Below are 26,820 nucleotides of genomic sequence, written 5' to 3' on the forward strand. Positions count from 1 at the left end.
CTCACGCCCTCGGGCCACGCATCGAGCGGGCGTCCTGACCGGCCAGCGAATCGCCGGTGGTTTCGGCGTTGTGCGAGTGGCCCAGGTGGTGGAGGGCGAACGCCGAGTCCATGCCCGAGCGCAAGCCCATCAGGTCCTCCGCCTGATTGACCGCCTTTTTCGCCAGCGCCAAGCCAAACCGTGGCATCTCGGCGATTTTCTCCGCCAGCGCCAGAGTTTCCGCCTCCAGCTCGGACCGCGGCACCACCCGGTTCAGCATGCCCCACGCCAGCGCCTGCTCCGCGCTGAAACGCTCACCTGTGAACAGCACCTCCTTCGCCGCGCGGGGGCCGAGGACCCACGGGTGCGCGAAGTACTCCACACCCGGGATGCCCATGCGGACCACGGGATCGGCGAAAAACGCGTCGTCCGAGGCGACGATCAGGTCGCAGACCCAGGCGAGCATCAGGGCGCCCGCGATGCACGCGCCCTGCACACTCGCGATGGTCGGCTTCGGGAGCTCGCGCCAGCGGCGGCACATTCCCAGGTACACCTCGGATTCGCGGGCGAAGCGCTGGTCCGCGCCGGCCGCGCCGACGTGGTCCCACCAGGTCACCGCGCGGCGGTCGAACGAGGCGTCCGCGTCGCGGCCCGGGGAACCGATGTCGTGGCCCGCCGAGAAGTGCTTGCCCGCGCCGGCCAGGACGATCACCTTCACGGCGTCGTCCGAGACGGCGCGGGTGAAGGCGTCGTCGAGGGCGTAGGTCATCGCCGAGTTCTGGGCGTTGCGGTACTCCGGCCTGTTCATCGTGACGATCGCGACCGGTCCGCGCCGCTCGTAGGCGACCTCAGCCATCGTTTTCCTCCCGCAGCACTCGTTTCAAAACCTTGCCCGCCGGGTTCCGCGGCAGCTCCGCCCGGAGCGCCACCGAACGCGGCAGCTTGTAGTTCGCCAGGCTCTCCCGGCAGTGCGCCAGCAGATCCTCTGTGGACGGACGACGTCCCGGCCTCGGCACCACGTACGCACGGCCGACCTCGCCCAACCGCGCGTCCGGCACACCGACAACCGCCGACTCCGCGACGTCCGGGTGCCACGCCAGCACCTGCTCCACCTCGGCGGGGTAGACGTTGAACCCGCCGCAGACGTACATGTCCTTCAGCCGGTCCGTGATCCGCAGGTAGCCGCGCGGGTCCAACTCGCCGACGTCGCCGGTGTGCAGCCAGCCGTCCGGGTCGATCGCCGACGCGGTGGCGTCCGGGTCGTCGAGGTAGCCCAGCATCACGTTCGGGCCGCGCAGCAGTACTTCGTCGCGGTCGCCAAGGCGTACTTCGAAACCCGCCGTCGCGCGGCCGGCGAAGCGCGCCACCACGTCGGGCGGGTCTTCGGGGCGGCTCATCGTCGCGACCACGGCCTCGGTCAGCCCGTACGCGGTCAGCACGGTCTCGAAGCCCAGCTCGGCGCGCATCCGCTCGACGAGCGCGACCGGCACCGTCGCCGCGCCCGTGACGGCCAGGCGCAGGCTCGACAGGTCCGCGGCCGCGCGCTCCGGCGTGTCCAGCAGCACCTGGTAGATCGTCGGCGCGCCGGGCAGCACGCTGATCCGCTCGTCCTGGATCAGCCGCAGCGTCTCGCGGGCTTCGAACACGCGTTGCGGCAGGATCGTCGCACCGGTCAGCACCGCGGCCAGAATCCCGGCCTTGTAACCGAAACTGTGGAAAAACGGGTTCACCACGAGATACCGGTCGCGCTCGGCCAGCTCGCCGCACGAGGCCCACGCCGCCGCGACGCCGAGCGCCTGCCGGTGCGAACTCATCGCTCCCTTGCTGCGGCCCGTGGTGCCCGAGGTGAACAGGATGTCGCTGACGTCGTCCGGGCTGACCGTCGCGGTGAAGTCGTCGGGAAAGCCCTCCAGCGCGGACCATTCCGTGACACCCGGAACCGGCTCCTCGGGACCTTCCACCGGCACCCGGAGCACCGTCGGCGGCAGCGAGCCGAGGGCGGAAAGCCGGTCGGCGCCGAGGAAACGGCCGGTGATCACCAACGCCGACACGCCCGCCCGGGTGAGGATGTCCTGCGTTTCACGCGCGGTGAACCGGGTGCTGACCGGCACCAGCGTCGCGCCCGCGTACAGCGCGCCGAGGCCGGCGACCACCCAGTGCCAGGTGTTGGGGGAGTTGACCGCGACCCGCGCGCCGGGCCGGATGCCTTGTGCCGCCAGGAAGTTCGCGCACTGGCGGACCCGGCTGCGCAACTGGGCCCAGGTCAGCCGCACGGCACCGTCCACCACGGCTTCACCCGTGGGGTACCGGTCCGCGACCGCGTCCAGCGCCGCCGGGACGGTCGGCTCGGACAGCGGCATCGCAAACCTCCCTAGCAAGTGCTTGGTAGGGTAACCTACCGACGAGCCCCGAGGCCAGAGGAGGACCGATGGACGAACCCAGCGCCGACTTTCGCACTGAAGTCCGGGCCTGGCTGGCCGAGCACCTCGACCCGGCGCTCAAGGGCCTGGGCGGGCCGGGCCGCGAGCACGAGGCGTTCGAGGAACGCCGGGCGTGGGAGCGAAAGCTGGGCGCCGCCGGCTGGAACGGCATCGGCTGGCCCGAGCGGCACGGCGGCCGCGGCGCGACGCTCGACGAACAGGTCGTCTTCCACGAGGAGTACGCCCGCGCCGACGCCCCCGCGCGCGTCAGCCACCTCGGCCAGGAGCTGCTCGGCCCCACCCTCATCGCGTTCGGCAGTGAGGCGCAGCAACGCCGGTTCCTGCCGAAGATCCTCGCCGTCGAGGAGCTGTGGTGCCAGGGCTACTCCGAGCCGGGTGCGGGCTCGGACCTCGCGGCGGTGTCGACCTCGGCCCGTCAAGAGGGCGACGAGTGGGTGGTCACCGGGCAGAAGGTGTGGACCTCGCTCGCGCACGTCGCCGACTGGTGTTTTGTGCTGGCCCGCACCGAGCCCGGCTCGAAGCGCCACCACGGCCTCAGCTTCCTGCTCGTGCCGATGCGCCAGGACGGCGTCGACGTCCGGCCGATCCGGCAGCTCACCGGCACCGCCGAGTTCAACGAGGTCTTCTTCGACCGTGCCCGCACGGCCGAGGTGGTCGGCGAGCCCGGCGACGGCTGGCGGGTCGCGATGGGGCTGCTCGGCTTCGAACGCGGGGTGGCCACGCTCGGCCAGCAGATCGGCTTCCGCCGTGAGCTGGAAGCGCTGTGCCGGCTCGCTGAGGAAAACGGCGCGGCGGAAGACCCGCACATCGCCGAACAGCTGAACCGCGCGTGGGTCGGGCTGGAAGTGCTGCGCGCGCACGCCGTCCGCACGCTCGGCGACAGCGGACCCGGCGCGGCCAGTGTGGTCAAGCTCGTCTGGGCGGGCTGGCATCGGAGGCTGGGCGAACTGGCCATGCTGGTGCGCGGAGCCTCTGGCCTCGTCGCGCCGGACGGCTTCGACGCGTGGCAACGGCTTTTCCTGTTCTCGCGAGCCGACACGATCTACGGCGGCTCCGACGAGATCCAGCGCAACGTCATCGCCGAGCGGGTGCTCGGCCTGCCGAGGGAGGCCCGTCCGTGATCAGTGTCGGAAAGTACCCCGAGGGCGCGAACCTGTTGCGGGACAAGGTCGTGGTGGTCACCGCGGCCGCCGGGACGGGCATCGGGTCGGCCGCCGCGAAGCGGTGCCTGGAGGAGGGCGCGCGGGTGGTCGTCAGCGATCGGCACGAGCGGCGCCTGCGGGAAACGGCCGAAGAGCTGGGCGGTGAGGTCCACGCGGTCCCGTGCGACGTCACCCAGGAGGAAGACGTCCAGCACCTGGTCGACAGCACGGTCGAGCACTTCGGCCGGCTCGACGTGCTGATCAACAACGCCGGCCTCGGCGGCACCTGCTCGCTGCTGGAGATGTCAGACGAGGAGTGGTCGCGGGTCCTCGACGTCACCTTGAACGGCACCTTCCGCGCCACCCGCGCCGCGCTGCGCCGGTTCGCCGAGCAGGGGACCGGCGGCGCGATCGTCAACAACGCGTCCGTGCTCGGCTGGCGCGCGCAGGCCGGGCAGGCGCACTACGCGGCGGCCAAGGCCGGGGTGATGGCGCTGACCCGGTGCGCCGCGGTGGACGCCGCGCCGTACGACGTGCGGGTCAACGCCGTGGCGCCGAGCCTGGCGATGCACCCGTTCCTGGCCAAGGTGACCAGCGACGAGGTGCTGGCCGAGCTGACCGCGCGCGAGGTGTCGGGGAGGGCGGCGAAGCCGTGGGAGGTGGCGAATGTGATGGTGTTCCTCGCCAGTGAGTACGCCTCGTACCTCACCGGCGAGGTCGTGTCCGTGAGTGCCCAGCATGCGTGAGGTCGCCTCAGTGAGCCCAGTCGTGAAAAACGCCCCCGGATCCCGGCGCGCCGAGCTGCTGGCGCTCGCCGCGCGGTTGTTCGCCGACCGCGGTTACGTGTCCACGACCGTCCGCGACATCGCCGACGCCGCCGGCATCCTGTCCGGCAGCCTCTACCACCACTTCGACTCGAAGGAGTCGATGGCCGACGAGATCCTCACCGGCTTCCTGGACGAGCTTTTCGGCGCGTACGGCGAAATCGTCGGGCGGGGCCTGCCGCCGCGCGAGACGCTGGAGGCGGTGGTGGTCGCCTCGTTCGAGTCCATCCACCGGCGCCCGGCCGAGGTGGCGATCTACCAGAGCGAGGCCAAGCACCTGATGGCGCTGCCGCGCTTCGCCTACCTGAACGACCGCAACGCCGAGTTCCGCAAGCTGTGGAACGGGATCCTCACCGACGGGGTCGCGGGCGGGGTGTTCCGGCCGGACCTCGACGTCGAGCTGGTCTACCGGTTCATCCGCGACACGGTGTGGGTCGCGGTCCGCTGGTACAACCCGGACGGCGCGCTGTCCGCGCACGACGTCGCCGAGCAGTACCTCGGCATCCTGCTGGAGGGTATCGCCGTCCCCGCAGGCGCCGCGAAGAAACGGAGGAGCCGTGGCTGAGGCCTTTGTGCTGGACGCCGTCCGAACCCCCGTCGGCCGCCGCGGCGGCGCGCTCGGCGGGGTGCACCCGGCGGACCTGGGCGCGCACGTGATCCGCGCGGTCGTCGAGCGCGCGGGCGTGGACCCGGCGCTGGTGGACGACGTGATCCTCGGCTGTGTCGACACGCTCGGCCCGCAGTCGGGCAACCTCGCGCGCACCGCGTGGCTCGCCGCCGGGTTCCCGAACCACGTGCCGGGCGTGACCGTGGACCGTCAGTGCGGCTCCAGCCAGCAGGCCGTGCACTTCGCCGCGCAGGCCGTGCTCAGCGACACGGCGGACCTGGTGCTGGCCGGCGGAGTGCAGAACATGACGGCGATCCCGATCAGCGCGGCGATGCTGGCCGGGCGCGAGTACGGCTTCCCCGACCCGTTTTCCGGCTCGAAGGGCTGGCAGGAGCGCTACGGCGGGGTGGAGGTCTCGCAGTTCAAGAGCGCGGACATGATCGCCGCGCACTGGGACATCTCACGCGCCGCGATGGAGGAGTTCGCGCTGCGCAGCCATAAGCGCGCGCTGGACGCCATCGCCCACGGCCGTTTCGACGCCGAAATCGCGCCGTTCGGCGAATTCCGCACCGACGAGGGACCGCGGCCCGACACCAGCCTGGAGCGGATGGCCGCGCTGAAGCCGTTGAGCGAGGGCTCGCGGCTCACCGCGGCGGTCGCGAGCCAGATCTCCGACGGCGCCAGCGCGACCCTGCTCGCGTCCGAGGCCTTCGTGAAAGAGCACGGGCTCAAGCCGCGCGCTCGGATCCACCACCTGTCCGTGCGCGCCGCCGATCCCGTGTGGATGCTCACCGGCCCGATCCCCGCGACCGCGCACGCGTTGCGCAAGACCGGGCTGACGATCGGTGACATCGACCTGTTCGAGGTCAACGAGGCGTTCGCGAGTGTGGTGCTCGCCTGGCTCGACGAGACCGGCGCGGACCCGGAGCGGGTGAACGTCAACGGCGGCGGGATCGCGCTCGGCCACCCCATCGGCGCGTCCGGCACGAAGCTGTTCGCCACGCTGCTGCACGAGCTGGAACGGCGCGGCGGCCGGTACGGCCTGCAGACCATGTGCGAGGGCGGCGGCACCGCGAACGTCACGATCATCGAGCGGCTCTGACCACGAGCGAGGACTCCCTGATGCTCTGAAGGCCACCTTGAGGGCATCTACGTCTCTCATGGTGGCCTTCAGAGCACAGCTGGGCCGGTCACCACACCGCCAGCCGCGAGGGCGGTGTGGTGACCGGGGTGGGGGCGTGGCCGCCGCGCGCGGCCTCGCCCCGGATTCAGCCCACCGGCTCGGACCAGGACGGCATCGATCCGGTGGGCGCGTCGGCGGCGAACTGGCTCTCGAACTGGGCCTCGAACTCGGCCGTGCCGATGCGCGGGCCGTCCAGCGAGCTGTGTTCCAGGCCCGGGTTGAACGACAGCTCGAACTCGGTCTCGAACCCACCGTCGAACCCGCTGTCGAAGCCATTGCCGAAACCACCGTCGAACCCGCGCTCGTCGATCGCGGTGTAGGTGTACTCGGGCACTGGCAGACGCCGCTCGAGCTCGGCGGTCCAGTGGAGCATCGCGCGCGGCTTGTCCCAGCCGCAGATGCCCACGAGTTCGCCGCCGCGCAGGTATCCCGTGATGCCGCCGGCCAACGGGACAGTGTCGTCGCCGAGCGCGGGCAGGCCCGCCGTCTGCAAGCGCACGTCGTACAGCGAGGACCAGGCCCGTGGCAGTGGCGTGAACGGTTCGGCCGAAGACCGGCCCGCCAGCAGGTTTTCCGCCGCCGCGCGCGCCGACTCCACCGCGTTGATCCAGTGCTCGACGCGGCGGGGAACCTCGTCGAAGCGCAGGTTCGGCCAGCGCGCGAGGTCCCCGGCGACCACGACGTCGGCCGCGCCCTCGGCGAACAGCGCCGGATCGCACAGCACGCCGTCGGAGGTGTCGAGGCCGGAGCCGCGCAGGTAGTCGACGGCCGGGACGCTGCCGATCGCCAGCACCACCACACTCGCCACGAGCAGCTTGTTGTTCGTCAGGTGCAGCCCGACCGCGTCCTTGGTGCTGATCCAGTGGCGCACCTCGGTTTTCATCGAAAGCCGCGCGCGGTGCTGCCGGTGCAGGTCCGCCACGCCGCTCGAGATGCGTTCGCCGAAGCGGTGCAACGGCGCGCTGCTGTCGCTGACCAACGTCACGTCACGGCCGAGGTGCCGCATGCTCGCGGTGAACTCACAGCCGATCAGGCCGCTGCCGATGACCACCGCGGGCTTGCTGCTCGCGTCCAGGCAGCGGCGCACGGCGATCGAGTCGTCGATCGTGCGCAGCACCCGCACCCGCGGGTCGTGGCGCGGCGAGCCGGGCAGGTGCCGCGGCACGACGCCGGTGGCCAGGATCAGCCCGTCGTACCAGAGCGGCTCGCCGCCGGGCAGGTGCACGACCCGCTCGACGGTGTCGAGCCAGGTGGCCCGGGTGCCGAGCCGCCAGTGCACGTCCAGGTCGCGGTAGGCGCGCAACGACACGTCGTTCGGCCGCACCGCGCCGGTCACCAGCTGCTTCGAGACCATCGGCCGGTGGTACGGGCGGCGGGGCTCGTCGCCCACCAGCACGATCTCGCCGTCGAAGCCGATTTCCCGCAGCCGTTCCGCGGAGCGCAGGCCGGCCACACCCGCCCCGGCGATGACGATCCGGTCGCCGTCAGCCATCGAAATCCCCTCTCAGTACGACCGCCTGGGCCGGGCAGACCCGGGCGGCGGCGATCGCCTGGTCCAGGTCGTCCGCGCCGAGCAGGCGCTTGCGGAAGTGGAGCCGGCCGTCCTGGCCGAGCTCGAAGAGCCGGGGCGCGTCGGCCGCGCAGAACCCGTACAGCTCACAACGGTCGTGGTCGACGGTGACCCGGGGCGTGCTTCCGGGGCGCTTCACGCGACCTGCTCCTCGACGAGGCCGATCCGCTCCAGCGTCCGCGGCGGCAGGAACCGGAGCAGGGCCAGGGTGAGGGCGGGCACCGCCAGCGTGATGCCGCCGAGCCAGACGACCGACAGGTGCCCGTTCGCGACCGCGCCGAAGAACGCGTGCAGCGCGGTCAGCGCGACGGCCGGGTACGCGAGCCGGTGCAGCCACAGCCAGCGGCGGTAGGAGGTCCACCGCCGGACGCACGCGGTGAGCGCGATGGCCAGCATCAGCTCCAGCCCGACGATCCCGAACGTGTGCCGGGCGAGCGTGCCCGGCATGAACGGGATGCTCAGGTACGCCAGGGAAAACGGGTTCACGGTCAGGTACAGGAAGGTCAGCGCGTGCAGCGTGCCGAACGCCAGGGTCAGCGTGGCGAGCACCATGTGCCCGCTGCGCAGGGCTTTGCGGCCGGTGACCGAGCGCACCCAGCCGGTGGCGGTGAGCACGCCCCAGCTGAGCGTGAGGCACATGAACGCGTACGAGAGCCGGGCGGAAAGGGCGGTGACGCCCCGGGCGGCGGTGTCGGTGCTCTGCTGCGCGAGGGTGGTCACCGCCTGGTGGAGGGCGTCAACCATGGCTTTCTCCTGATTTCGGGCGAAGCCGGCGGCCGGACTTCACGTAGCGCACCCCGAACGTCGTGGCGCCGCCGAGCAGCAGGGCCACGACCGCGGCGGTGAGGATGTCCGTGGTGCGCAGGTCGAGCGCGGCGCCCGCGGGGGCCGCGGTGGTGGACCCGGACGACTGCGGCAGCGCGGAGTAGTCGACGAGCCCGGTGCTCTCGAGCAGCGTCATGTGCCGCAGCACGGCCTGGTTGGCGACGGTGGCGTAGTTCCGGATCTCCGGGTTTCGCGTGCCGGCGCGGACCGACGCGATGATGGCGAACACCTGGCCGTGCGCCGCGCGCAGCCGGTTGGCGAAGATGCGGTCGAAATCTTGTGGCGTGGCCGCGGTCTGCAGCTCCTTGAGCCAGCCCTGTTGCTCGGCCGAAGGCTCGTCGGGCAGCGCGACGCCGAGCTTGGCGGCCAGCTGCCGGGTCAGCACGTCGATCCGGCCGTGGTCGACCATCAGCGCCTCGCCGACCGCTTTCACCTGGGGGCCGGCGCCGCGGGTCTCGGCCCACCGGCCGGCCGGCATCTCCCAGAGCCCGGCCTGGCGCACCTTCGTGAGCAGCAGCTGGTCACCCGCGTCGACCCCGGGTGGGGTGCTTTGGGCGAACGCGGGCGCAGGCCACAAGAGCGCGAGCACGCCGAACGCGATGAGCAGCACGCGAGCGAGGCGGGCGGGTCGGGCAGGTCGGGTCGGGGGCGGGCTGGTGGCCGGATCGGGGGATGGGTCAGATCCGGAAGGCATCGGCCCGCCAGGTATCGGTGGTGGTCTGGATCTTGTGGCCTTCGGGGGTCAGCGGGAACCAGGCGCCGTCGTTGCCCTGGCCCGCGGTCTGGCCCGGCATCTGGTCGCCGGTGAAGCGGTACAGCGGCCAGCCGCCGAGGGTCACCTGGTCCGTGCCGTCACGCCGGGTGAGGCTGCCGACCAGTTTCCGGTCTATGCCGCTGAGCGCGACTTCGCTGCTCGCGCGGACCGGCTGCCATTTCTCCGCACACGCATCGTCACAGGCGGAACGGGACGGGGCGGCGGTGTCGCGGTCGTAGCGGTACACGGTGAACCCGCTGCCGTCGACCACCATCGGGCCGAGGTCGAACGGGCGGGCGGCGCGCAGGGCGGCCTGGGCCGGGCCGGTGGCGTCGGCGGGCATCTGCATGCTCATCGAGTCCATTGCGGCGGGTGCGGGGTAGCCGCCGCCGGACTGACATCCGGTCAACACAACCAGAGCGGCGAAGCCGGCGGCGGTCGGGGCCGCCGCGCGGATCAAGCGGTTCACGGCTTTCCTCCAGGGGGCGGAACCGCGCCCCGTCGCCGGGGGAACGACGGGAAAAGGGCGCAGTTGATCCACTGTGGACAGTAAGCCCAAGGTGAATGCGGGGCGTTGCGGGGGGACAACGCTTGTCGGGGTCTTCGAGGGGGGATACGGACACGGACCGGAAACGGTTCAAAAAAGTTTCGGTGACCGGGCCCGCGATTTTGGTACTGGACGTAGCGGTCCGTGCGCACAAAGATGTGCGGCGTGGGACGGCACAATCGCACGCTGCGCCTTACGGACGATCATGAAAACGAATCACGCGGTCATCACGAAGACCTGGCAAAAGCGCTGTACCAAGAGTTCGGCGGAGCCCTGATGGGGTTCGCGCTGGGCCTGACCGGGCACGACCGCCAATGGGCCGAGGATGTGGTGCAGGAGACGCTGATCAAGGCATGGCGGAACGCGGACAAGCTCGACCGCCGACCGGCGATGCTGCGCGCCTGGCTCTTCACCGTTGCCCGGCGTACGGTCATCGACGGCTGGCGCAGCCGCAATGCGCGGCCGCAGGAGCTCGCGGAGATCGAGTCCGACGCCATCGTGCTGCCCGACGAGTCGGACAAGACGGTGGCCGCCATGATCATTTACGCCGCGTTGCAAGGACTGTCTCCCGAACAGCGGGAGGCGGTGCAGCAGACCTACCTGAAGGACCGCACGGTGAACGAGGTCGCGGCCGCGCTGGGTGTGCCGCCGGGCACCGTGAAGTCGCGGATCCACCACGCCGTCCGCGCACTGCGGAAGGCGCTGCGTTAAATGCCGGCCGGGGCTGCCCACACCGACATCGCCGCCTATGTGCTCGGCGTGCTCGGGGAGGCCGACAGCGCGCGGTTCGAGGAGCACCTCATGGGCTGCCCGGACTGTCAGCTCGACCTGGTCGAGCTGCACCGGCTGCCCGACGTGCTCGACCTGGTGAAGAAGAACTGGCCGGACCCGCCGGTCCTCGCGCCCGGCGGCCGCGCACTGGCCCCCGGGCCGCGGGTGCTGCGGACGCTGATGGCCGAGGCGAAGCGGAAGCGACGGCATCGGGTCGCGCTGCTCGCCGCGGCCGCGGTGCTCGTGGTGGCCGGCCCGGTCGTCACGCTCGCGGTGCGCCCGGCCGACGCGGCCGGGCCGTCGGTGAGCATTGCGGCACCGGCTTCCGTGGCGGCGCCGTCGGTGTCGCCGACCGCGGCGCCCCCGGGTTCGGGATCTCCGGCAGCCGTATCTCCGTCAACAGAATCCTTGTCCGCGGCGTCGGCGCCGGGCGGCGGACCCTCGTCCGGCCGGACCGGCGGCGGCTTCGTGCTGACCGCGCACGTGACCGTGACCCCGCAGGAGTGGGGCAGCTCGGTCGACCTCGAGCTGGGCGGCGTCGCCGGCCCGGCCGACTGCGAACTGCTCGCCATCGCGTCCGACGGGGCCATCCGCACCGTGGTCGGCTGGTCCGTGCCGGCGAAGGGTTACGGCATCCCGGGCTCGCCGGCGCCACTGCACGTCAGCGGCGGAACTTACTTGGCGGACAAGGACATCACGCGCTTCGAGGTGCGCTCGGCCGACGGCGCGCTGCTCGCCTCGATCACCCGCTGACCGGAATCCCTGTTCGCCCAAGGGTTTCCGGTCTGGTGGCCCGGCGTTCGTTCACTCTTGCTTGATAACGAACGGATAACGCGCAGATCTCAATGTGAACCGTCTGCGCTGTCGGTCCGTATTACCCAGTGCCGGCACCGGAAACCTCCGGTTTCCCTCCCCGGGTGCCGTGCGTATCGACCTCGAATTGTCGGTAGTTCCGGTCCGGGCCGCGGCCGGTTTCGGCGCGCCCGGCGAAACGAACGAGGTGAACAGCTTCATGACCCGTGATCTTTCACGCCATCGTCCGGCGAAACGGACGAAGATCGTCACCGGCGCGCTCGGCCTGGCGGTCGCGCTCGGCGCGCTGACGGTGATCGCCACGTCGGGCCGGCCGGGACAGGCCGGCGCGGACCCGGCCGACAAGTCGTTCTTCCTGGACATCACCAAGGTTCCCCGCGGGGCGAACGTCGGCCGGAACCAGGACCGGGGCGCCCGCGGCACCTTCACCGTCGATTGTGGACGGAACGAGAACGGTCACTTCAACCCGGACAACTTCATCGCCCAGCCCGGCGTCCGCAACGGCGCCCAGCACCTGCACGACTACGTCGGCAACCTCTCCACCAACGCCGACTCCACCAACGAGAGCCTGGCGAAGGCCGGTACTACGTGCAAGAACGGCGACAAGTCCACTTACTACTGGCCGGTGGTGCGGATCGACACCAACGACAACGAAGGTGCTTCTGCCGACGCCGCACCGAGTTCCGCCGCTTCCAGCACCGCCGCTTCGACGGACACCCCTTCGTCCGACCCTGCTTCCACGGACCCAGCCTCCTCCGACCCGGCTTCCAGCATCGCCGCTTCCACTGACCCCGCTGCCGCTGGGAACGCAGCCGCGCCGCAGGGCCAGAACGTCGCCGCCGACCGGGCGGCTGCCGCGAAAGACGCGGCCCAGCCCCACATCGACTGCCCGGACGTCGCGAGCACCCTGCCCGAGGTGCCCGACGCCGCGTTGGACCAGGTGAACACCGAACTCGACGCGATGGACGCCCAGGTCGACCAGGCCGATCAGCAGGTCGCGCAGGGCCAGGCCCCGCCGACGGTGCTGGACCAGGTGAAGGGCGAGCGTGCCACCTCACTGGGCAAGATCTCCGACGCGATCGCCAAGCAGGGCGCGAAACCCGGCGACACCACGGCCTTGACCACCTGCGCGGTGCAGGACCAGCAGAGCGCGGGCCTCGACAACGGTGGTGCCAACAGCGATGTCAGCCAGGGCGAAAGCGCCGCGCAGCAACAGCAGGACCAGAACAACGGCGCCGTGGCCGCGCTGCCCGGTGTGAACGGCCAGAACGAGGTGGCGGGCAACGACGGCGACATCCAGCGCGTGGTGTCCGCGAAGCTGTCGTTCGGCAGCGGCGGCGCGCGCAAAGTCGTTGCCATGCCCCGTTTCCTGCGCGTGCTGTACGGCGACGCCAAGGAAGCCGCGAACGGTCCGGCGAACGCCAAGGCGAGCTGGACCTGCACCGGCTTCGAAGACCGGCTCACCGACCACTACCCGATCTGCCCGCAGGGCAGCAACGTCGAGCGCATCCACGCGTTCCCGAACTGCTGGGACGGCAAGGACATCGACAGCGCGAACCACCGGACCCACATCGTCTTCTCCGACGCGAGCGGCAACTGCAAGGCCGGTTTCAAGGCCGTGCCCCAGCTGAAGATCACTCTGGTGTACAAGATCCCGCACGACGTCCAGGTCAAAGGTCAGTACAAAGTGGACTCATTCCCGGAGGAGAAGCACAACCCTCGCTCGGACCACGACGACTTCGCCAACGTGATGACCCAGTCGCAGATGAGCCGGGTGGTCTCCTGCATCAACACCGGCAAACGCTGCCAGAACTGAGAAGGACTCGTGAGTGTTCATGACGGTTAGAACCGTCATGAACACTCACGAGTCTTCACGAGGGCCCAGAAGTCCAGCGGCACCCGGCCCGCGGCGAGGCCGGCGTCGTCCAGCAGGTGGCCCATCAGCTTCACTCCCCGCAGCGTCACGGCACGGTCCACGATCTCCAGCCACGGCAGTTTCGCGGCCAGCGAGCTCTCCAACGGGATCGTGTCGTGCTGCGTGTTGAGCCAGACCACCAGCATCAGGTTCGCCGCCCCGCTGATGGCGGCGCACATCCGGACCTCCGGCAGCATCGCCAGGGACCGCGCGGTCGTCTCCAGTTTGTCCGGCGGCACGCGCAGCCACAGCATCGCCGTCACGGGCGCGGGGGAGAGCGGGCGGGCGATTTCGCAGCGCAGCCGGACCGCGCCGCGGGAGACGAGCGCGTCCAGGCGGCGCAGCACGGTGCTCGCCCCGACGCCCAGCCGCTGGGCCAGCGCGGCCGCCGAAATCCGGGCGTCCTCACCCAGGGCCAGGATCAGCGTGTGGTCGAGCTCACCGAACCGCAGCGGCGAGGACGGGCGCGTGACCGGCGCGGCGAGCGCCTCCCGCTGGTCCGGCGAGATCGCCCGCACCCGCCAGCGGCTGCCCTCGGTGAACAGCCGCGGCGACACCACCGTCCGCGCCGACACCACGCCGGGCAGCGTCGCCAGCCGGTGGACCGCGTAGTCGGAGATCGCGCGCAGCGTCGGCGCCACCAGGTGGACGTGCAGATCGCAGTGCCCGGCCAGGTACTCGACGGTCGCCACGTGCGGGTCGGCCGCCAGCACCCGCGCCACCCGTAACGCTTCCCCGGGCGCGCAGTCGATCTCCAGGAACGCCAGCGCCATCTGCGCGACCAGCTCGCCGCCCGGGTACGCGGTCAGCCACGCCTCGCCGCGGGCGACCAGTGCGTCCCAGCGCCGGGCGGCCGTGGTGGCGCCGACCCCGAGCGTCCGGCCGAGCACGGACCACGACGTGCGCGGGCCGGTCTGCAGCGCGTCGAGGAGTTTGAGGTCGCTCTCGCTCAACATGGCCGATCCTTCGTCTCCGGGCGGGGTTTCTGGCGGATTCCCGCGATTCCGGCGGCGGTTGTGTCCGACCCTCGCATCATCGTCGGGCCAGCATATGTCGACGATCCAGCGAGGGAGTCCCCCTGTGACCTTGCGCTCCGACGCCGCCGCCCTGCACCCCGAACTGGTCGCGTTGCGCCGCGACCTGCACCGCACCCCCGAGATCGGCCTCGACCTGCCGCGCACCCAGGCGAAGGTGCTCGCCGCGCTCGACGGCCTCGGCCTGGAGACCAGCATCGGCCGGGGCCTCAGCTCGGTCACCGCGGTCCTGCGCGGCGGCGGCGGGCCCGGCGGCACCGTGCTGTTGCGTGGCGACATGGACGGGCTGCCCGTGACGGAGGCGTCCGGCGAGGAGTTCTCGTCCGAGATCCCCGGCGCGATGCACGCCTGCGGGCACGACCTGCACACCGCCGGGCTGGTCGGCGCCGCGAGGCTGCTGTCGGCGCGCCGGGCGCAGCTGCCCGGCGACGTCGTCTTCATGTTCCAGCCCGGCGAGGAAGGCTGGGACGGCGCGGGGCACATGATCGAAGAGGGCGTGCTGAACGCGGCCGGCCGCCCGGTCGATGCCGCGTACGGGCTGCACGTCTCCGCTTCACGGCACAAGCGCGGGGTGTTCACCAGCCGTCCGGGGCCGCTGATGGCCGCGTCCGAAGCGGTGAAGGTACGGGTGGTCGGCGCGGGCGGGCACGGCTCGTCACCGGAGCTGGCGCGCGACCCGATCCCGGCCGCGTGCGAGATGGTCACCGCCCTGCAGACGCGGATGACCCGTGGCTTCAGCGCGTTCGAGCCGGTGGTGCTCACCGTCGGCAGCTTCCACGCGGGCACCCGGCGCAACGTGATCCCGGACGACGCGGTGTTCGAGGCGACCGTCCGCTCGTTCGACCTGGAGGTCGGCGACCGGATCAAGGCCGAGGTCCTGCGCGTCTGCCAGGGCATCGCCGCGGCGCACGGGCTGGACGTCGAGGTCTCGTACGAGCCCGAGTACCCGCTGACGGTCAACCACGCCGAGGGGCACGAGTTCATCGCCGAGACCGTGCGCGAGGTCTTCGGCGAGGAGCGCTTCACCGAGCTGCCGAACCCGATGACCGGCGCCGAGGACTTCTCGCGGGTGCTCCAGCGGGTGCCGGGAGCGTTCGTCTTCCTGGGCGCGGTCCGCGGCGACGACCCGGACCACGCGCCGGGCAACCACTCGCCGCGCGCCGCGTTCGACGACTCGGTGCTGGCCGACGGCGCCACCCTGCTGGCCGAGCTGGCCTGCCGACGGCTCGCCGCTCTGGCAGCGTGAGCGCATGCGCAGCTACCACCTCCCGCCGATCCTGCCCGTGATCGCGCTGGTCCTGATGCCGTTCCTGCCGTTCGTCAACTCCACCGGGCTGTGGCTCGGCATGCCGAAGATGCTGGTGTGGGGCGGCTTCTGGTGCCTGATGTTCACCCCGGCCCTGCTGCTGTCCGAGCGCCTGCTGGCGCGCGCGGGCGAGGAGGACGGCCGATGATCCTCGCCTTCACCCTCGTCGGGATCGTGCTGATCGGCGTGCTCGGGTTCGTCGGGCGCCGGCGCCCCGCGGCCGACCTGGCCGAGTGGACGGTCGGCGGCCGCAAGTTCGGCGCGCTGACCATGTGGTTCCTCCAGGCGGGCGAGGTGTTCACCACCTTCACCTTCCTGGGCATGGCCGGGCTCGCCTTCTCCGGCGGCGTCGCGGCGATGTACGCGCTGCCGTACGTGCCGATCGCCTACGTGGTCCTGTTCTTCCTGTCCAAGCGGATCTGGACGATGGGCAAGGAGCGCGGTTACCTGACCCAGGGCGACTTCCTGGAGGACCGCTTCTCCAGCCGCGCGCTCGGCACGCTCTCGGCCGTGCTGGGCGTGGTCTTCGTGCTGCCGTACCTGCAATTGCAGATCACCGGCCTCGGCCTGATCGTCCGGCTGGTCACCGGTGACACGGCTTCGGGCAACCTGAGCATGGTGGCGGGCAGCGTGCTGGTGGTCGCGTTCGTGCTGTGGGCGGGGCTGCGCGGGGTCGCGGCGACCTCGTACTTCAAGGACGCGATCATGCTGGTGGTCCTGGTGGTGCTGATCATCGCCGTGCCGGCGCACTTCGCGGGCGGCGTGTCCGGGGTGTTCCACAAGATCGAGCAGCTGCACCCGGAGAAGCTGTTCATCCACGCCGGCGCGAACGACCAGACCTGGTTCATCACCAGCATGCTGGTCAGCGCGATCGGCGTCGGGCTGATGACGCTGCCGCACACCTGGCCCGCGCTGATGTCCGCGCGCGACCCGAAGGTGCTGCGCCGCAACTACGCCTGGATGCCGATCTACGAGCTGTGCCTGCTGCTGCCGATGATCATCGGGTTCGCCGCGATCCTGGTGGTGCCCAAGGGAAGCGACCCCAACGGCGTGCTGCTGACGCTGAGCAAGGACGCGCTGCCCGGCTGGGTCACCGGCCTCGTGGTGGTCGCCGCGACGGCGACCGCGATGGTGCCCGCGGCGGGCATCCTGATCGGCATCTCCTCGCTCGTGGCGCGCAACATCGCCCGGGTGCGCGGGGAGCGCAAGCAGTTCTGGATCAACCACGGCACCGTCGTGCTGGCCAGCGCGCTGGCCCTGGTGCTCGGCATCTTCCGGCCGGACCTGCTGGCGAACCTGTTGCTGCTGACGTATTCCGGCTCGGTGCAGCTCGCGCCGGCCAACCTGCTGGGCTTCCTGAAGAAGGTCCCGGTCGGCAAGGTGCCGGTGTTCGCCGGGCTGATCGTCGGCGAGATCGTGGTGATCTGGCTGACCTTCTTCGACACGAAACTCGCCGGCACGGTCAACGTCGGCCTGATCGGGCTGGCCGCGAACGTCGTGGTGCTCGCGCTCGCGGCCGGGCTGGAGCGGGCGCTCGCCCGTCCCGGAACCCCGGCCAGGCAAGGAGAAACGGTATGACCAGGACCGTGTTCACGGGTGGCTCGGTGTTCGACGGCACCGGCGCCGCGCCGGCCGCGGCGGACGTGGTGGTCGAGGACGGCCGGATCGTCGACGTCGGCCCGGGCCTCGACGGCGACCGCGTGGTCGATTGCGCCGGCGCGACGCTGCTGCCCGGCCTGTTCGACTGCCACGTGCACGTGACCGTGTCCGACATCGGGCTGCTGCCGCGGGTGCAGAAGCCGTTCTCGTACCAGTTCTACGAGGCGGCGCGGAATCTGTGGACCACGCTGAAGCTCGGCATCACCACGGTGCGCGACGCGGCGGGCGCCGACCTCGGCATCAAGCAGGCGGTGGACGACGGCCTGATCCCCGGGCCGCGGCTGCAGATCGCGATCGGCCTGATCAGCCCCACCGGCGGACACGGCGACGGTTGGATGCCCTCGGGCCACTGCGTCCCGCTGTCGCTGCCGCACCCCGGCCGCCCCGACGCGATGGCCGACGGCCCGGACGAGATGCGCCGCGTCGCCCGGACGCTGCTGCGCGCGGGCGCGGACGTGCTCAAGGTCTGCACCACCGGTGGTGTGCTGTCGCCGCGCGACGACCCGCGGCACTCGCAGTTCACGCTGGAGGAGCTGGACGTGCTCGTCACCGAGGCGCAAATGCAGGGCCGCGCGGTGATGGCGCACGCCCAGGGCGCGGAGGGCATCAAGAACGCCGTGCGCGCCGGCATCCGCTCGATCGAGCACGGCATCTACCTCGACGACGAGGCGATCGAGCTGATGCTCGTCAACGGCACCTGGCTGGTGCCGACCCTGGTGGCGCCCGTGAACGTGATCCGCGCGGCCGCGAAGGGCGCCGCCTTGCCGGACGCGGTGGTACAGAAGGCGAAGGAGGTCGCGGAGGTCCACGCCGATTCCGTGCGCCGCGCCGTCGCCGCCGGCGTCCGCATCGCGATGGGCACCGACAGCGGCGTCGGTCCGCACGGGACCAACCTGGAGGAGCTGGAGCTGATGCGCTCCTGCGGAATGACCCCGGCCGACGTGCTCGCCGCGTCGACCTCGTCGTCCGCCCGGTTGCTGGGCATGGACGGCGACCTCGGCCGGCTGGCTCCGGGGCACCGCGCGGATTTGGTGGTGGTGGACGGGGACGCGTATGACTTTCCGGCGTTGGCGGGGAATGTCCGGGAGGTGTGGCAGGACGGGGTGCGCGCTGTGTAGGTCGTGAGTGTTGATGACGGTTCTAACCGGCATGAACACTCACGAGTCAGAAGGCGCCGAGTCCGGACGGCACGCCCAGCCCGGTCGGCCCGTCCCAGCCCGGCGCGGACGTGCAGACGGCGGCCGGGAACGGCGCGCAGCCCTGCTGGGAGTTCGACCCGGCCGCGATGTCGGTGATGCTGCCGGCCGGGGCGTGGTAGAGCGTGTTCGGACCGTCCACACCGGACAGATGGCCGCCGCGGGCGTAGAGGCCCGCGACGAACGGCGCGGCCGCGCTGGTGCCGCCCGCCACCAGCCAGCCCGCCTTGCCGCCGGCCGGGGCGTAGCTGCGGTAGACGGCGACGCCGGTCAGCGGGTCGGCGACGGCGGCGACGTCCGAGCCGGCCCGGTGCCCGTTGCAGTTCGCCGTGACGGCGGCGGGCTGGCCCTGGGCCGGGCCGAGGTCGAGCGCGCAGCCGCTGCCCGCGCCGACCCACCGCTGCTGCTGCTCGCCGGTCGGGGTGAACAGACTGCCCCAGGCGTGCTGCGTGAACGTCCCGCCCGCGCCGGTCAGCGACGTCCCGCCGACCGACGTCACCCACGGCAGCTCCTGCGGCCACAGCTGCGCGCCGCCGAGGTAGCCCCGGTCGCCGGAAGCGGCGAGCACCGCCATGCCCGGGTGGTGCAGGGCGACGGCCGGGGCGCCGGTGCCCAGGTAGTCGCCCTGCAAATCGGTCGGGATGCCGTAACTCATGCTGACCGCGCTCGAGCCGAGGCCGGCCGCGTACTGCACCGCCGTGCCGAAGTCGTCGGCGAGCGGGCCGGGCTGCTGCAGTAAAACGGCGCCGAGCAGGCGCGTGACGTCCATCGGGATCTGGACCATCGAGAGCCGGCAGCCGGGGCACGCGGCCGAAGCCAGGTCGAGGTCCAGCGCCGTCTCGGTGGCGTACGACTCTTCGACGCTCGCGAGGTCCTTGTCCGGCGCGAGCGGCGGGCCGCCGTGGTAGTCGCTGATCTTCAGGCAGCCGTTCGCCGTGGTGCACGGGGGCAGGCCGAACTCGCTCCGGTAGGTGCCGAGGTCCGCCTCCAGCGCCGGGTACGCGCCGATGCCGACGATCGTCACCATCCCCTTCGCGCCGGTGGCCGGGTCCGGCAGCTTGAACGCGAGCGCCAGCTCGGCGGGGGAGAAGCCCGCGGGCGCCGGTGTGGTGAGCGGGCTCGCCGACGTCCGGTCCTGCGTGACCACCCGCGCGAGGCAGCCGAGGTCGACCTGGTGGCCCTGCAGGACGCCGCCGCACGGGTCGTCGAGCGTGTGGTTGTCGCCCAGGGTCCCGTCGCGCAGGGCCTGCGAGACCGCGGCGGCCGAGCTGTCCGGCGGCGCCGCCATGGCGGGCTCGGCCATACCGGTGACAAGGAGGACGGCCGCGGCGGCGACCCGACCCAGCTGCATGGTTTCTCCGTTCGCGAGGACGGGCGACGTCCCAGACCTACACCGGCCCGCGGCGCTCGGCAGCGGCGGCCACTCGGCCGGGTGACGGCGGCCGTCGCTCTACTGTGGACGGTCAGCGCCGCCCGCGACCCGGGACCGCGCTGGTCCGCCCGCGGATCTGCCCCGCTACTGTCGCCGCCGTGACCGAGAAAGCGGAGGGCCCGGCCGAAGAGCGGCACGCGTCCTGGCTGGAGCTGTTCTTCGACCTGGTGGCCGTCGCCGGGGTGGGCCAGCTCGCCCACCTGGTGCACGGCAGCACGTCGTGGGCGGACGTCGGGCTGTACGTGGTGTGCTTCCTGGCCTTCTGGACGGCCTGGATGTGCTTCACGGTGTACGGCAACGTGGTCGGCGGCGCCGCGAAGACCATGCCGGTGCTGGCGGCGATGGCGGGCCTGGTGGTGATGGCCGCTTCGGTTTCGGGCATCCACGGTGAGCACGCGAAGATCTTCGCCGTCGCCTATGTCGCCGTCCGCGTGCTGTCGGACCGGGTCTGGGAGCACCGCGAGGACGGCGTCCGGGTGCTCGTCGACTGGCCGGTGGCGCAGGTCGGCTTCGGCGTGACGCCGTGGCTGGTGTCGATCTGGGTGCCCAGCCCGTGGCGGTACTGGCTGTGGGCGCTCGGCGTGCTGGTCGACCTGGTGATCACCTTCACCCTGTCCGGCAAGCGCCTGACCGAGAACGTCACGGCCAAGCTGGCGAGCCGCCCCGGCCCGGCCGTCCTGCCGACCGCCGCGCGCCTGGACACCGCGCACTTCGGCGAACGGCTCGGCCTGTTCACCATCATCGTGCTGGGCGAGGGCGTGCTGACGGTCACCGACGCGATGGCCGGAGCGCCCAAGTGGAACGGCCCGCTGTACTGGACCGTGTTCGCCGCGCTGGGCCTGCTCGCGACGCTGTGGGCGGCCGCGCTGCGCGAGGGCTCGGGCGGAATCCCGTACCTCGCCCCGGACCGGCTGAGCCCACGAGTGCTGCTGCCGCTGCACGGCCTGGTCGCGGGCCTGCTGGCCGCCTTCGCGACCGGACTCGGCGACGCCATCGAGGCCGCCGAGCACCAACACGTCGAGGCCTCCACCCGCTGGCTCCTGGCCGGCTGCGTCGCGGCCCTGGCCGTGATCGGCGCGTTGGCGGGCCTCCGCTCCGGCCGCCGCGGCTGGTGGGCCGCCGTTGTACTGATCCCCGGCCTGCTGATCCCGGCCGCGATCGGCTTCTTCGGCGGGAGTCTGGCCCCGGCCCGGTTGCTGTGGCTGCTGGTAGTGGCCGCGGGCGCGGGCCTTGGTGGGTGGTTCTTCGCGCAGCGAGCCTCGGCGCGCGACGAAGCGGGACGGGGCGCGCCGCCGGCATAGCCGGTTGCCCGGGCCACGGTTGCCCGGTTGCCCGGTTGCCCGGGCCCCCGGTTGCCCGGTTGCCCGGTTGCAGCGGATGACGCTTTCCCTGCGCTCAGTGCAGCGCAAGCGTCATTCGCCGCGGTGGCCGCGCTGCTTGCCGCCGTGGTGGGAGTGCAGCGAGAGGCCTGTTCCCTGCGCTCAGTGCAGCGGAAGCGTCATTCGCTGCAACGGCGGCGCTGGTCGCCGCCGTGGTGAGAGTGTGGGGGAAGGCCCATTGCCTGCGCTCAGCGTGGCGGAAGCGTCATCCGCTGCAGTGGCGGCGCTGTTCTCCGCGGCGTGGGAGTGCAGCGGAAGGCCCGTTGCCTGCGCTCAGTGCAGCGGAAGCGTCATCCGCTGCAACGGCAGCGCTGGTCGCCGCAGCAGTGGGAGTGCACCGGAAGGCCCGTTCTCTGCGCGCAGTGCAGTGCAGTGCAGTGCAAGCGTCATCCGCTGCAACCGAGCCGACCCGTCCGCGCGGACGCTCAGCCCGCCAGCAGATCCCGCAGTGCGGCCGCGAACTTCGCCGGCATCCGCTGCGGCGCCAGGTGCGAGCCGGGTACCTCGGTGAACGGCAGGCCCAGCTCCAGCGCGAGGATCCGCGCCGGCTGGTAGTGGTACCGCCCGCGGCTTCCCTCACCCGCCACCGGCAGGATCTCGGTGCTCGCGCGGCGCAGGGCGCGCAGGTCGGGCAAATAATCGAAGAACTCGGTCAGCTCGCGGTCGAACAGGCGGGCCCAGTCGGACTCGTTCGGCAGGCGCAGGTTCGGCAGGTCGGGCAGGGCGGCGCCCGCGATGGCGTCGGCGAACCGGGTCACGGCGCCCATCAGGTCACCCGAACGGGCCAGCTGCACCTGTTCGGCGGCGGCCGCCAGCCAGCCGGCGGCGTCGGGCATCAGCTGGACCGCGGGCGGCTCGTGCGCCACCAGCACGCTCACCCGGTCCGGGTGCCGCGCCACCAGGTCCAGCCCGATCAGCGCGCCCGCGCTGGTGCCGAACACCGGGATCGCCGGGGCGCCGACGTGGTCGAGCACCGCGAGCGCGTCGTCCGCCTGCACCGACACCGGCACCGGGCCGGTGGTGGAATCCGTGCTGGCGAAATGCCCACGGCGGTCATAAGTGACGACGGTGTGGTCGGTCTCCAGCTGCTTGCGCAGCGCGCGGTACGCCTCGCCCGAGCCGGTCCCGCCCGGGATCAGCAGCAGCAGCGGACCCGCCCCGCCGACGCGGACCTGCAGCTCGCCGTCCGTGATCGGGCACCGGCTTTCCGGGATCATGCAATGAAGTCAAGCACAACACCCGTCGCCGAGGCGCCGCAGGATCGCCTCCGCGTCGGCCACGATCGCCTCGATCAGCCCGGCCACCGACGGCAGGTCGCGCAGCAGCCCGACGACCTGCCCGGACGCCAGCACCCCGGCCGCGCGGTCGCCCTCGACCAGGCCCGCGCGCAGCAGCATCGGGGCGTTCGCCGCCATCAGCACCTGCGCCCAGCCGCGGTCGCCGCTGCGCCGCATGCGCACGCCGTCTCGCACCAGCTCGGGCCAGGAAAGCCCGCTCAGCCTGCGGAACCGCGCGGCGTTGGCGACCGCCCGCGCGAGCCCGGTGACCGGCCCGGAGCGTTCCAGCGCGTCGACCAGCTCCGTGCGCAGGACCCGGTGCGGCATCCCGTCGACCTTGCGCGTGACGACGGTGCCGTTGAGATCGCGGTCCAGATAAGCCTGTTTGACGGCGTCGGGCACAGTGCTCTCCCGCGTGAGCAGGAACCGCGTGCCCATCGCGATGCCGGCCGCGCCGTAGGCCAGCGCGGCGGCCAGCCCGCGCCCGTCGAAGAACCCGCCCGCGGCCACCACGGGGATGTCGACGGCGTCGAGCACGGACGGCAGCAGCAGTGTCGTCGCGACGCCGCCGGTGTGCCCGCCGCCCTCGCCGCCCTGCACCACCACGGCGTCCGCGCCCCAGGCGGCCACCTTCTCGGCGTGCCGGGCCGCGCCGACCGACGGCAGCACGACCACGCCGTGGTCCTTCAGCTTCGTGATCAGGTCCCGCTTCGGCGCCAGCGCGAACGACGCGACGCGCACTCCCTCTTCGATCAGCAGGTCGACGCGGCGGGCGGCGTCCCCGGCATCCGCGCGCAGGTTGACGCCGAACGGGTTGTCGGTGCGCGCCTTCGTCTCCTTGACCGCGGCGGCCAGCTCGTCGAACGTCATCGTGGCCGACGCCAGGATGCCCAGCCCGCCCGCCTCCGCCGTCGCCGAGACCAGGCGCGGGCCGGCGACCCAGCCCATCCCGGTCTGCACGACGGGGTGCCGGACGCCGACCAGCTCCGTCAGCGCCGTCTTCATGAGGGAACTTCCTTGTCCCGCAACGAGTTCGGGTCCAGTTGAGTGCGCAGCAGCTCCAGCTCGTCCGCCGTCGGCAGCCGCGTCTCCACGGTGCCCGCGGTGTCCAGCGGGAACGACGTCGCCTCGGTGACCTCGTCCACCGACACCCCGGGATGCACCGACAGCAGCCGCGGCGCATGGTCCGCCCCGCCGAAGTCGAGCACGCCGAGATTGGTCACCACGCGGTGAACATCGTGGTACGGCAGCGAAAGCTCGGCCGCCCGCTGGTAGCCGACGCCGGAGACGACGTCCACCTGCTCGACGAAAACCCGCTTGCCGTGCCGCGGGACCCAGTAGCTGGTGCGGTGGTTCACCGTGTTGCCGGGCCCGCCACGGACGCCGAGCAGCTGCTTGACCGGCTTCCCGTGCGGCCCGATCGCGGAGATGTTCTGGTTGCCGTGCCGGTCGACCTGGTTGGCGCCCATCACCACGTGCCGCTTCCCGTGCGGCACCACGGTGTCCAGTACCTTCCGGAACGGCTGCCAGCCCTCGACGACGCCATCGGCGGTGACCAGCGACGCCTCGCCGTCCGACAGCAGGATGTCCGGCTCGAAGGTCAGCCGCGCGAGCTTCGCGCCCAGCGCGGGGATGAAACCCATGGGGCTGACCACGATCTCGCCGTCCCCGCGGAACAGGTCGGCGCAGGCGGCCACGCAGACTTCCGCCCTGCTCACGTCGCTCATGCCGCCTCCTCGGAGAAGTCCTTGACGGCCTTTTGGTAGTGGGCCTCGTCGCCGCTGAGGAATCGGTCCACAAAGGACGGCCACTGGTCGGGGTCCTTGGCCGAAGCCGCGTAGTGCCGCTGGAACCGCTCGTCCCGCCCGTAGTCCGGCGAGGCAGTGGTGAAGTGCGCGCCATGCGGGGTTTCGACAACGCCGTGCACGCTCGCGCGGTTCAGCAGCAGGCTCTGCACGGGCCCGGCGGCGGTCAGCTCGGTCGTCTCGACGATCCGCTCGGTGGAGACGTAACAATGGTCGGCGGCCAGGGCGTACAGCTCGTCGAAGTACGGGTCCGGGCCGAGGTATTGGGCGTTGCCGCGGGCGTCAGCTCGGTTGAGGTGGACGAGCGCGGCGTCCAGGCGCAGCGCGGGGACGGCCAGAAGCTCCTCGCCGTCGGCGTATGGCGAACGGACCGTGCGCAGCCCCGGGTTCAGCGGGATCACGTCCGAGCCGAGGCCCGCGCGCGTGGGCAGGAACGGAAGCCGTTGCGCGGCCGCGGAAAGGCCGGTGCCGAGTACGCCCTCGTCGTACTCCGTCACGGCGATCGAGCCGGACTCGCGCACGCGGTTGAACCACGGGTCGAACGGCACCGAGTCGAGCGTCACGAAGCCGAACACCAGCCGCTTGATCTTGCCCGCGGAGGCGAGCAGGCCGACGTCCGGGCCGCCGTAGGAGACGACCGTCAGGTCCTTCAGCGGCGAGCGCAGGATCGCGCGCACCAGCGCCATCGGCTTGCGCCGCGAACCCCAGCCGCCGATGCCGAGTGTCATGCCGTCACACAGTTCGGCGACCACCTCGTCGGCGGTCATCCGCTTGTCGGTCAAGGCTTTTCCCTCCCGTCGAGGAACTCTTGCCGGGCACCGTCGGACACGCCCGCGAGGTTGAGCTGGAAAGTGAAGCCCTGCTCGAACCGATAGCTGCGGTGCACGGGTTGCACGTCGATGCCGTTGATGGCCTGCTTCGCCGCGCGGATCACGCGAGTGTCCTTCGCCGCGATGCGCCGCGCGAGGGCGAGCGCCGTTTCGTACAGCTCTTCGCGCGGTACCACCGCGTACACGGAGCCGTGGTGGTGAAGCTGCTGCGCGGTGATCGTCGACGCCGTGTAGTACAGCGCGCGCATGAGGTGCTGGGGCACGAGCCGCGCGAGGTGCGTGGCCGCGCCGAGCGCGCCGCGGTCCACCTCGGGCAGGCCGAACTCGGCGTCGTCGCTGGCCACCACCACGTCGGCGTTGCCGACCAGCCCGACGCCGCCGCCGAGGCAGAACCCGTGCACGGCCGCGATCACCGGCACCGCGCAGTCGTAAACGGCGGAGAACGCGGCGGCACAGCCCTCGTTCGCGCCGATCAGCGCGGTGTAGCCGGGATCGCGCTGGATCTCCTTGATGTCGACGCCCGCGTTGAAGCCGCGGCCTTCGGCGCGCAGGACGACAACGTGCGTGCCCGGGTCGCGTCCCGCCTGTTCGACGGCCGTGGCCAAGTCGAACCAGCCGCGCACGGTCAGCGCGTTCACCGGGGGCGCGGCCACGGTCACCACCGCGATGCCGGGCTCAGGGGAGTGCGTGGAAACGGTCATCGGCGCCCCTCCTGGGTTACAAACCTAGCACTTGCTTGGTACGTTAGCACGGGTACCGAGCGTGGATACAACAACGCGGGAGGTCGGTTGTGGCACTGGATCTTCGGCTGGACGGCACGGTGGTGCTGGTGACCGGCGGGACGCGCGGCGTCGGCGCCGGGATCGCCGCGGTGTTCCGGCAGGCGGGCGCTTCGGTGGTCACCTGCGGGCGCACCGGCGAAGCGGGCGAAGGCTTCGTACGGTGCGACGTCCGCGATCCCGCCGACGTCACGCGGCTGGTCGACGAGGTCGTGTCGCGTCACGGGCGACTGGACGTGCTGGTCAACAACGCCGGCGGAGCACCCTTCGCGGACACGGCCACGGCGTCGCCACGCTTCCACGACAAGGTGGTGGCGCTGAACCTGCTGGCGCCGTTGGCCGTCGCGCAGGCGGCGAACGCCGTGATGCAGAAGCAGGACGGCGGCGGGGTGATCGTGAACGTGAGCAGTGTCAGCGCGTTGCGCCCTTCGCCGGGCACGGCCGCGTACGGCGCCGCGAAGGCGGGGCTGGACAACCTGACGTCGACGCTCGCGGTCGAGTGGGCGCCGAAGGTGCGGGTGAACGCGCTGGACGTCGGGATGGTGCGGACCGAGGCGTCCGGCCACTACGGCGACCTGGCGGCGGTGGGTGCGACTGTCCCGTTGGGACGGTTGGCGGAACCGGAAGAAGTGGGCCGGTGCGCGGTGTTCCTGGCGTCGCCGCTGGCCTCCTACGTGAGCGGCGCGCGGCTCGCGGTGCACGGCGGCGGCGAGTCGCCGGCATACCTGCGTGCGGGCGAAGAACGGGAGTGA

General features: G+C 71.8%; 27 protein-coding genes. 13 read left to right on the top strand and 14 right to left on the bottom strand.

The genetic code is table 11. The annotated features are described in order from the left end of the window. Position 1: 1 nt before the first annotated feature. The gene (locus OG371_RS30010) at positions 2 to 835 is read right to left on the bottom strand and encodes an enoyl-CoA hydratase (protein WP_329058732.1); all 834 of its coding nucleotides are present in this window, start codon (positions 833 to 835) and stop codon (positions 2 to 4) included. Further along, positions 828 to 2,333, bottom strand: a complete 1,506-nt coding sequence (locus tag OG371_RS30015) for a FadD3 family acyl-CoA ligase (RefSeq protein WP_442876185.1) — start codon at positions 2,331 to 2,333, stop codon at positions 828 to 830. Before OG371_RS30015 ends, OG371_RS30010 begins: the two co-directional genes overlap by 8 nt. A 74-nt stretch (positions 2,334 to 2,407) precedes the next feature. Between OG371_RS30015 and OG371_RS30020 the strand changes: the two genes are divergently transcribed. From OG371_RS30020 to OG371_RS30035, 4 genes are read left to right on the top strand one after another with little or no spacing between them, the layout of a single operon-like run. Next, positions 2,408 to 3,541: an acyl-CoA dehydrogenase family protein gene (locus tag OG371_RS30020; RefSeq protein ID WP_329058734.1), complete on the top strand. Its 1,134-nt coding sequence runs from the start codon at positions 2,408 to 2,410 to the stop codon at positions 3,539 to 3,541. After that, complete coding sequence (locus OG371_RS30025) at positions 3,538 to 4,308, top strand: SDR family oxidoreductase (protein WP_329058735.1); 771 nt, start codon at positions 3,538 to 3,540, stop codon at positions 4,306 to 4,308. The genes OG371_RS30020 and OG371_RS30025 overlap by 4 nt, the downstream gene beginning before the upstream one ends. Before the next feature lie 22 nt (positions 4,309 to 4,330). Next, positions 4,331 to 4,951: a TetR/AcrR family transcriptional regulator gene (locus tag OG371_RS30030; protein ID WP_329073305.1), complete on the top strand. Its 621-nt coding sequence runs from the start codon at positions 4,331 to 4,333 to the stop codon at positions 4,949 to 4,951. Then, positions 4,944 to 6,095: an acetyl-CoA C-acetyltransferase gene (locus OG371_RS30035; protein ID WP_329058737.1), complete on the top strand. Its 1,152-nt coding sequence runs from the start codon at positions 4,944 to 4,946 to the stop codon at positions 6,093 to 6,095. The genes OG371_RS30030 and OG371_RS30035 overlap by 8 nt, the downstream gene beginning before the upstream one ends. 166 nt (positions 6,096 to 6,261) lie before the next feature. Here the strand turns inward: OG371_RS30035 and OG371_RS30040 are convergent, their stop codons facing one another. The 5 genes from OG371_RS30040 to OG371_RS30060 all read right to left on the bottom strand — a co-directional run bounded on the left by OG371_RS30040 (position 6,262) and on the right by OG371_RS30060 (position 9,794). Further along, positions 6,262 to 7,668 (bottom strand): NAD(P)/FAD-dependent oxidoreductase, encoded by a 1,407-nt coding sequence (locus OG371_RS30040; RefSeq protein WP_329058739.1) that lies wholly within the window; start codon positions 7,666 to 7,668, stop codon positions 6,262 to 6,264. After that, positions 7,661 to 7,885 carry a ferredoxin gene (locus OG371_RS30045; protein ID WP_329058741.1) on the bottom strand — a complete coding sequence of 75 codons (225 nt, stop codon included), beginning with the start codon at positions 7,883 to 7,885 and terminating at the stop codon, positions 7,661 to 7,663. Before OG371_RS30045 ends, OG371_RS30040 begins: the two co-directional genes overlap by 8 nt. Continuing rightward, positions 7,882 to 8,490, bottom strand: a complete 609-nt coding sequence (locus tag OG371_RS30050; RefSeq protein WP_329058744.1) for a ferric reductase-like transmembrane domain-containing protein — start codon at positions 8,488 to 8,490, stop codon at positions 7,882 to 7,884. Before OG371_RS30050 ends, OG371_RS30045 begins: the two co-directional genes overlap by 4 nt. After that, the gene (locus OG371_RS30055; protein ID WP_329058746.1) at positions 8,483 to 9,181 is read right to left on the bottom strand and encodes a DUF4142 domain-containing protein; all 699 of its coding nucleotides are present in this window, start codon (positions 9,179 to 9,181) and stop codon (positions 8,483 to 8,485) included. Before OG371_RS30055 ends, OG371_RS30050 begins: the two co-directional genes overlap by 8 nt. Before the next feature lie 67 nt (positions 9,182 to 9,248). Continuing rightward, positions 9,249 to 9,794 (bottom strand): hypothetical protein, encoded by a 546-nt coding sequence (locus tag OG371_RS30060; protein WP_329058748.1) that lies wholly within the window; start codon positions 9,792 to 9,794, stop codon positions 9,249 to 9,251. Positions 9,795 to 10,037: 243 nt separating this feature from the next. Here OG371_RS30060 and OG371_RS30065 point away from each other — a divergent pair, with 243 nt between their 5' ends. From OG371_RS30065 to OG371_RS30075, 3 genes are all read left to right on the top strand, one after another. Continuing rightward, entirely contained in the window at positions 10,038 to 10,583 is a 546-nt protein-coding gene (locus tag OG371_RS30065) for a sigma-70 family RNA polymerase sigma factor (protein ID WP_442876186.1), read from the top strand. After that, positions 10,584 to 11,396 (top strand): zf-HC2 domain-containing protein, encoded by an 813-nt coding sequence (locus tag OG371_RS30070; RefSeq protein WP_329058752.1) that lies wholly within the window; start codon positions 10,584 to 10,586, stop codon positions 11,394 to 11,396. It abuts the gene before it with no gap. Between the two features lie 259 nt (positions 11,397 to 11,655). Next, positions 11,656 to 13,272: a DUF1996 domain-containing protein gene (locus OG371_RS30075; protein ID WP_329058754.1), complete on the top strand. Its 1,617-nt coding sequence runs from the start codon at positions 11,656 to 11,658 to the stop codon at positions 13,270 to 13,272. Positions 13,273 to 13,307: 35 nt separating this feature from the next. On the opposite strand, the gene OG371_RS30080 is transcribed toward OG371_RS30075, so the two are convergent. Then, on the bottom strand, positions 13,308 to 14,327 hold the full coding sequence (locus OG371_RS30080) for an Lrp/AsnC family transcriptional regulator (protein WP_329058756.1): 1,020 nt from the start codon (positions 14,325 to 14,327) through the stop codon (positions 13,308 to 13,310). A gap of 124 nt (positions 14,328 to 14,451) precedes the next feature. On the opposite strand from OG371_RS30080, the gene OG371_RS30085 reads away from it, so the two are divergent. From OG371_RS30085 to OG371_RS30100, 4 genes are read left to right on the top strand one after another with little or no spacing between them, the layout of a single operon-like run. After that, entirely contained in the window at positions 14,452 to 15,651 is a 1,200-nt protein-coding gene (locus OG371_RS30085; RefSeq protein WP_329058758.1) for a M20 metallopeptidase family protein, read from the top strand. A 4-nt stretch (positions 15,652 to 15,655) separates the two neighbouring features. Continuing rightward, on the top strand, positions 15,656 to 15,859 hold the full coding sequence (locus OG371_RS30090; protein WP_329058759.1) for a hypothetical protein: 204 nt from the start codon (positions 15,656 to 15,658) through the stop codon (positions 15,857 to 15,859). Continuing rightward, the gene (locus OG371_RS30095; protein ID WP_329058761.1) at positions 15,856 to 17,289 is read left to right on the top strand and encodes a sodium:solute symporter family protein; all 1,434 of its coding nucleotides are present in this window, start codon (positions 15,856 to 15,858) and stop codon (positions 17,287 to 17,289) included. Before OG371_RS30090 ends, OG371_RS30095 begins: the two co-directional genes overlap by 4 nt. Beyond that, positions 17,286 to 18,488 (top strand): metal-dependent hydrolase family protein, encoded by a 1,203-nt coding sequence (locus tag OG371_RS30100; RefSeq protein WP_329058763.1) that lies wholly within the window; start codon positions 17,286 to 17,288, stop codon positions 18,486 to 18,488. Before OG371_RS30095 ends, OG371_RS30100 begins: the two co-directional genes overlap by 4 nt. A gap of 46 nt (positions 18,489 to 18,534) precedes the next feature. Here the strand turns inward: OG371_RS30100 and OG371_RS30105 are convergent, their stop codons facing one another. After that, positions 18,535 to 19,917: a hypothetical protein gene (locus OG371_RS30105; RefSeq protein ID WP_329058764.1), complete on the bottom strand. Its 1,383-nt coding sequence runs from the start codon at positions 19,915 to 19,917 to the stop codon at positions 18,535 to 18,537. Between the two features lie 179 nt (positions 19,918 to 20,096). Between OG371_RS30105 and OG371_RS30110 the strand changes: the two genes are divergently transcribed. Continuing rightward, positions 20,097 to 21,299 carry a low temperature requirement protein A gene (locus tag OG371_RS30110; protein WP_329058766.1) on the top strand — a complete coding sequence of 401 codons (1,203 nt, stop codon included), beginning with the start codon at positions 20,097 to 20,099 and terminating at the stop codon, positions 21,297 to 21,299. 503 nt (positions 21,300 to 21,802) lie between these two features. Here OG371_RS30110 and OG371_RS30115 read toward each other — a convergent pair. The 5 genes from OG371_RS30115 to OG371_RS30135 are packed head-to-tail and all read right to left on the bottom strand — an operon-like array spanning position 21,803 to position 25,990. After that, entirely contained in the window at positions 21,803 to 22,594 is a 792-nt protein-coding gene (locus OG371_RS30115) for an alpha/beta fold hydrolase (RefSeq protein ID WP_329058768.1), read from the bottom strand. Between the two features lie 9 nt (positions 22,595 to 22,603). Further along, positions 22,604 to 23,659 (bottom strand): NAD(P)H-dependent flavin oxidoreductase, encoded by a 1,056-nt coding sequence (locus tag OG371_RS30120; protein ID WP_329058770.1) that lies wholly within the window; start codon positions 23,657 to 23,659, stop codon positions 22,604 to 22,606. Further along, positions 23,656 to 24,381, bottom strand: coding sequence for a CoA-transferase subunit beta (locus OG371_RS30125; protein ID WP_329058773.1), 726 nt, complete (start codon positions 24,379 to 24,381; stop codon positions 23,656 to 23,658). The genes OG371_RS30120 and OG371_RS30125 overlap by 4 nt, the downstream gene beginning before the upstream one ends. Further along, positions 24,378 to 25,241: a CoA transferase subunit A gene (locus tag OG371_RS30130; RefSeq protein ID WP_329058775.1), complete on the bottom strand. Its 864-nt coding sequence runs from the start codon at positions 25,239 to 25,241 to the stop codon at positions 24,378 to 24,380. Before OG371_RS30130 ends, OG371_RS30125 begins: the two co-directional genes overlap by 4 nt. Then, positions 25,238 to 25,990, bottom strand: a complete 753-nt coding sequence (locus OG371_RS30135; RefSeq protein WP_329058776.1) for an enoyl-CoA hydratase family protein — start codon at positions 25,988 to 25,990, stop codon at positions 25,238 to 25,240. The genes OG371_RS30130 and OG371_RS30135 overlap by 4 nt, the downstream gene beginning before the upstream one ends. Positions 25,991 to 26,079: 89 nt before the next feature. Between OG371_RS30135 and OG371_RS30140 the strand changes: the two genes are divergently transcribed. Further along, positions 26,080 to 26,820, top strand: coding sequence for an SDR family oxidoreductase (locus OG371_RS30140; protein ID WP_329058778.1), 741 nt, complete (start codon positions 26,080 to 26,082; stop codon positions 26,818 to 26,820).

The organism is Amycolatopsis sp. NBC_01480 (assembly GCF_036227205.1).
Lineage (GTDB): Bacteria > Actinomycetota > Actinomycetes > Mycobacteriales > Pseudonocardiaceae > Amycolatopsis.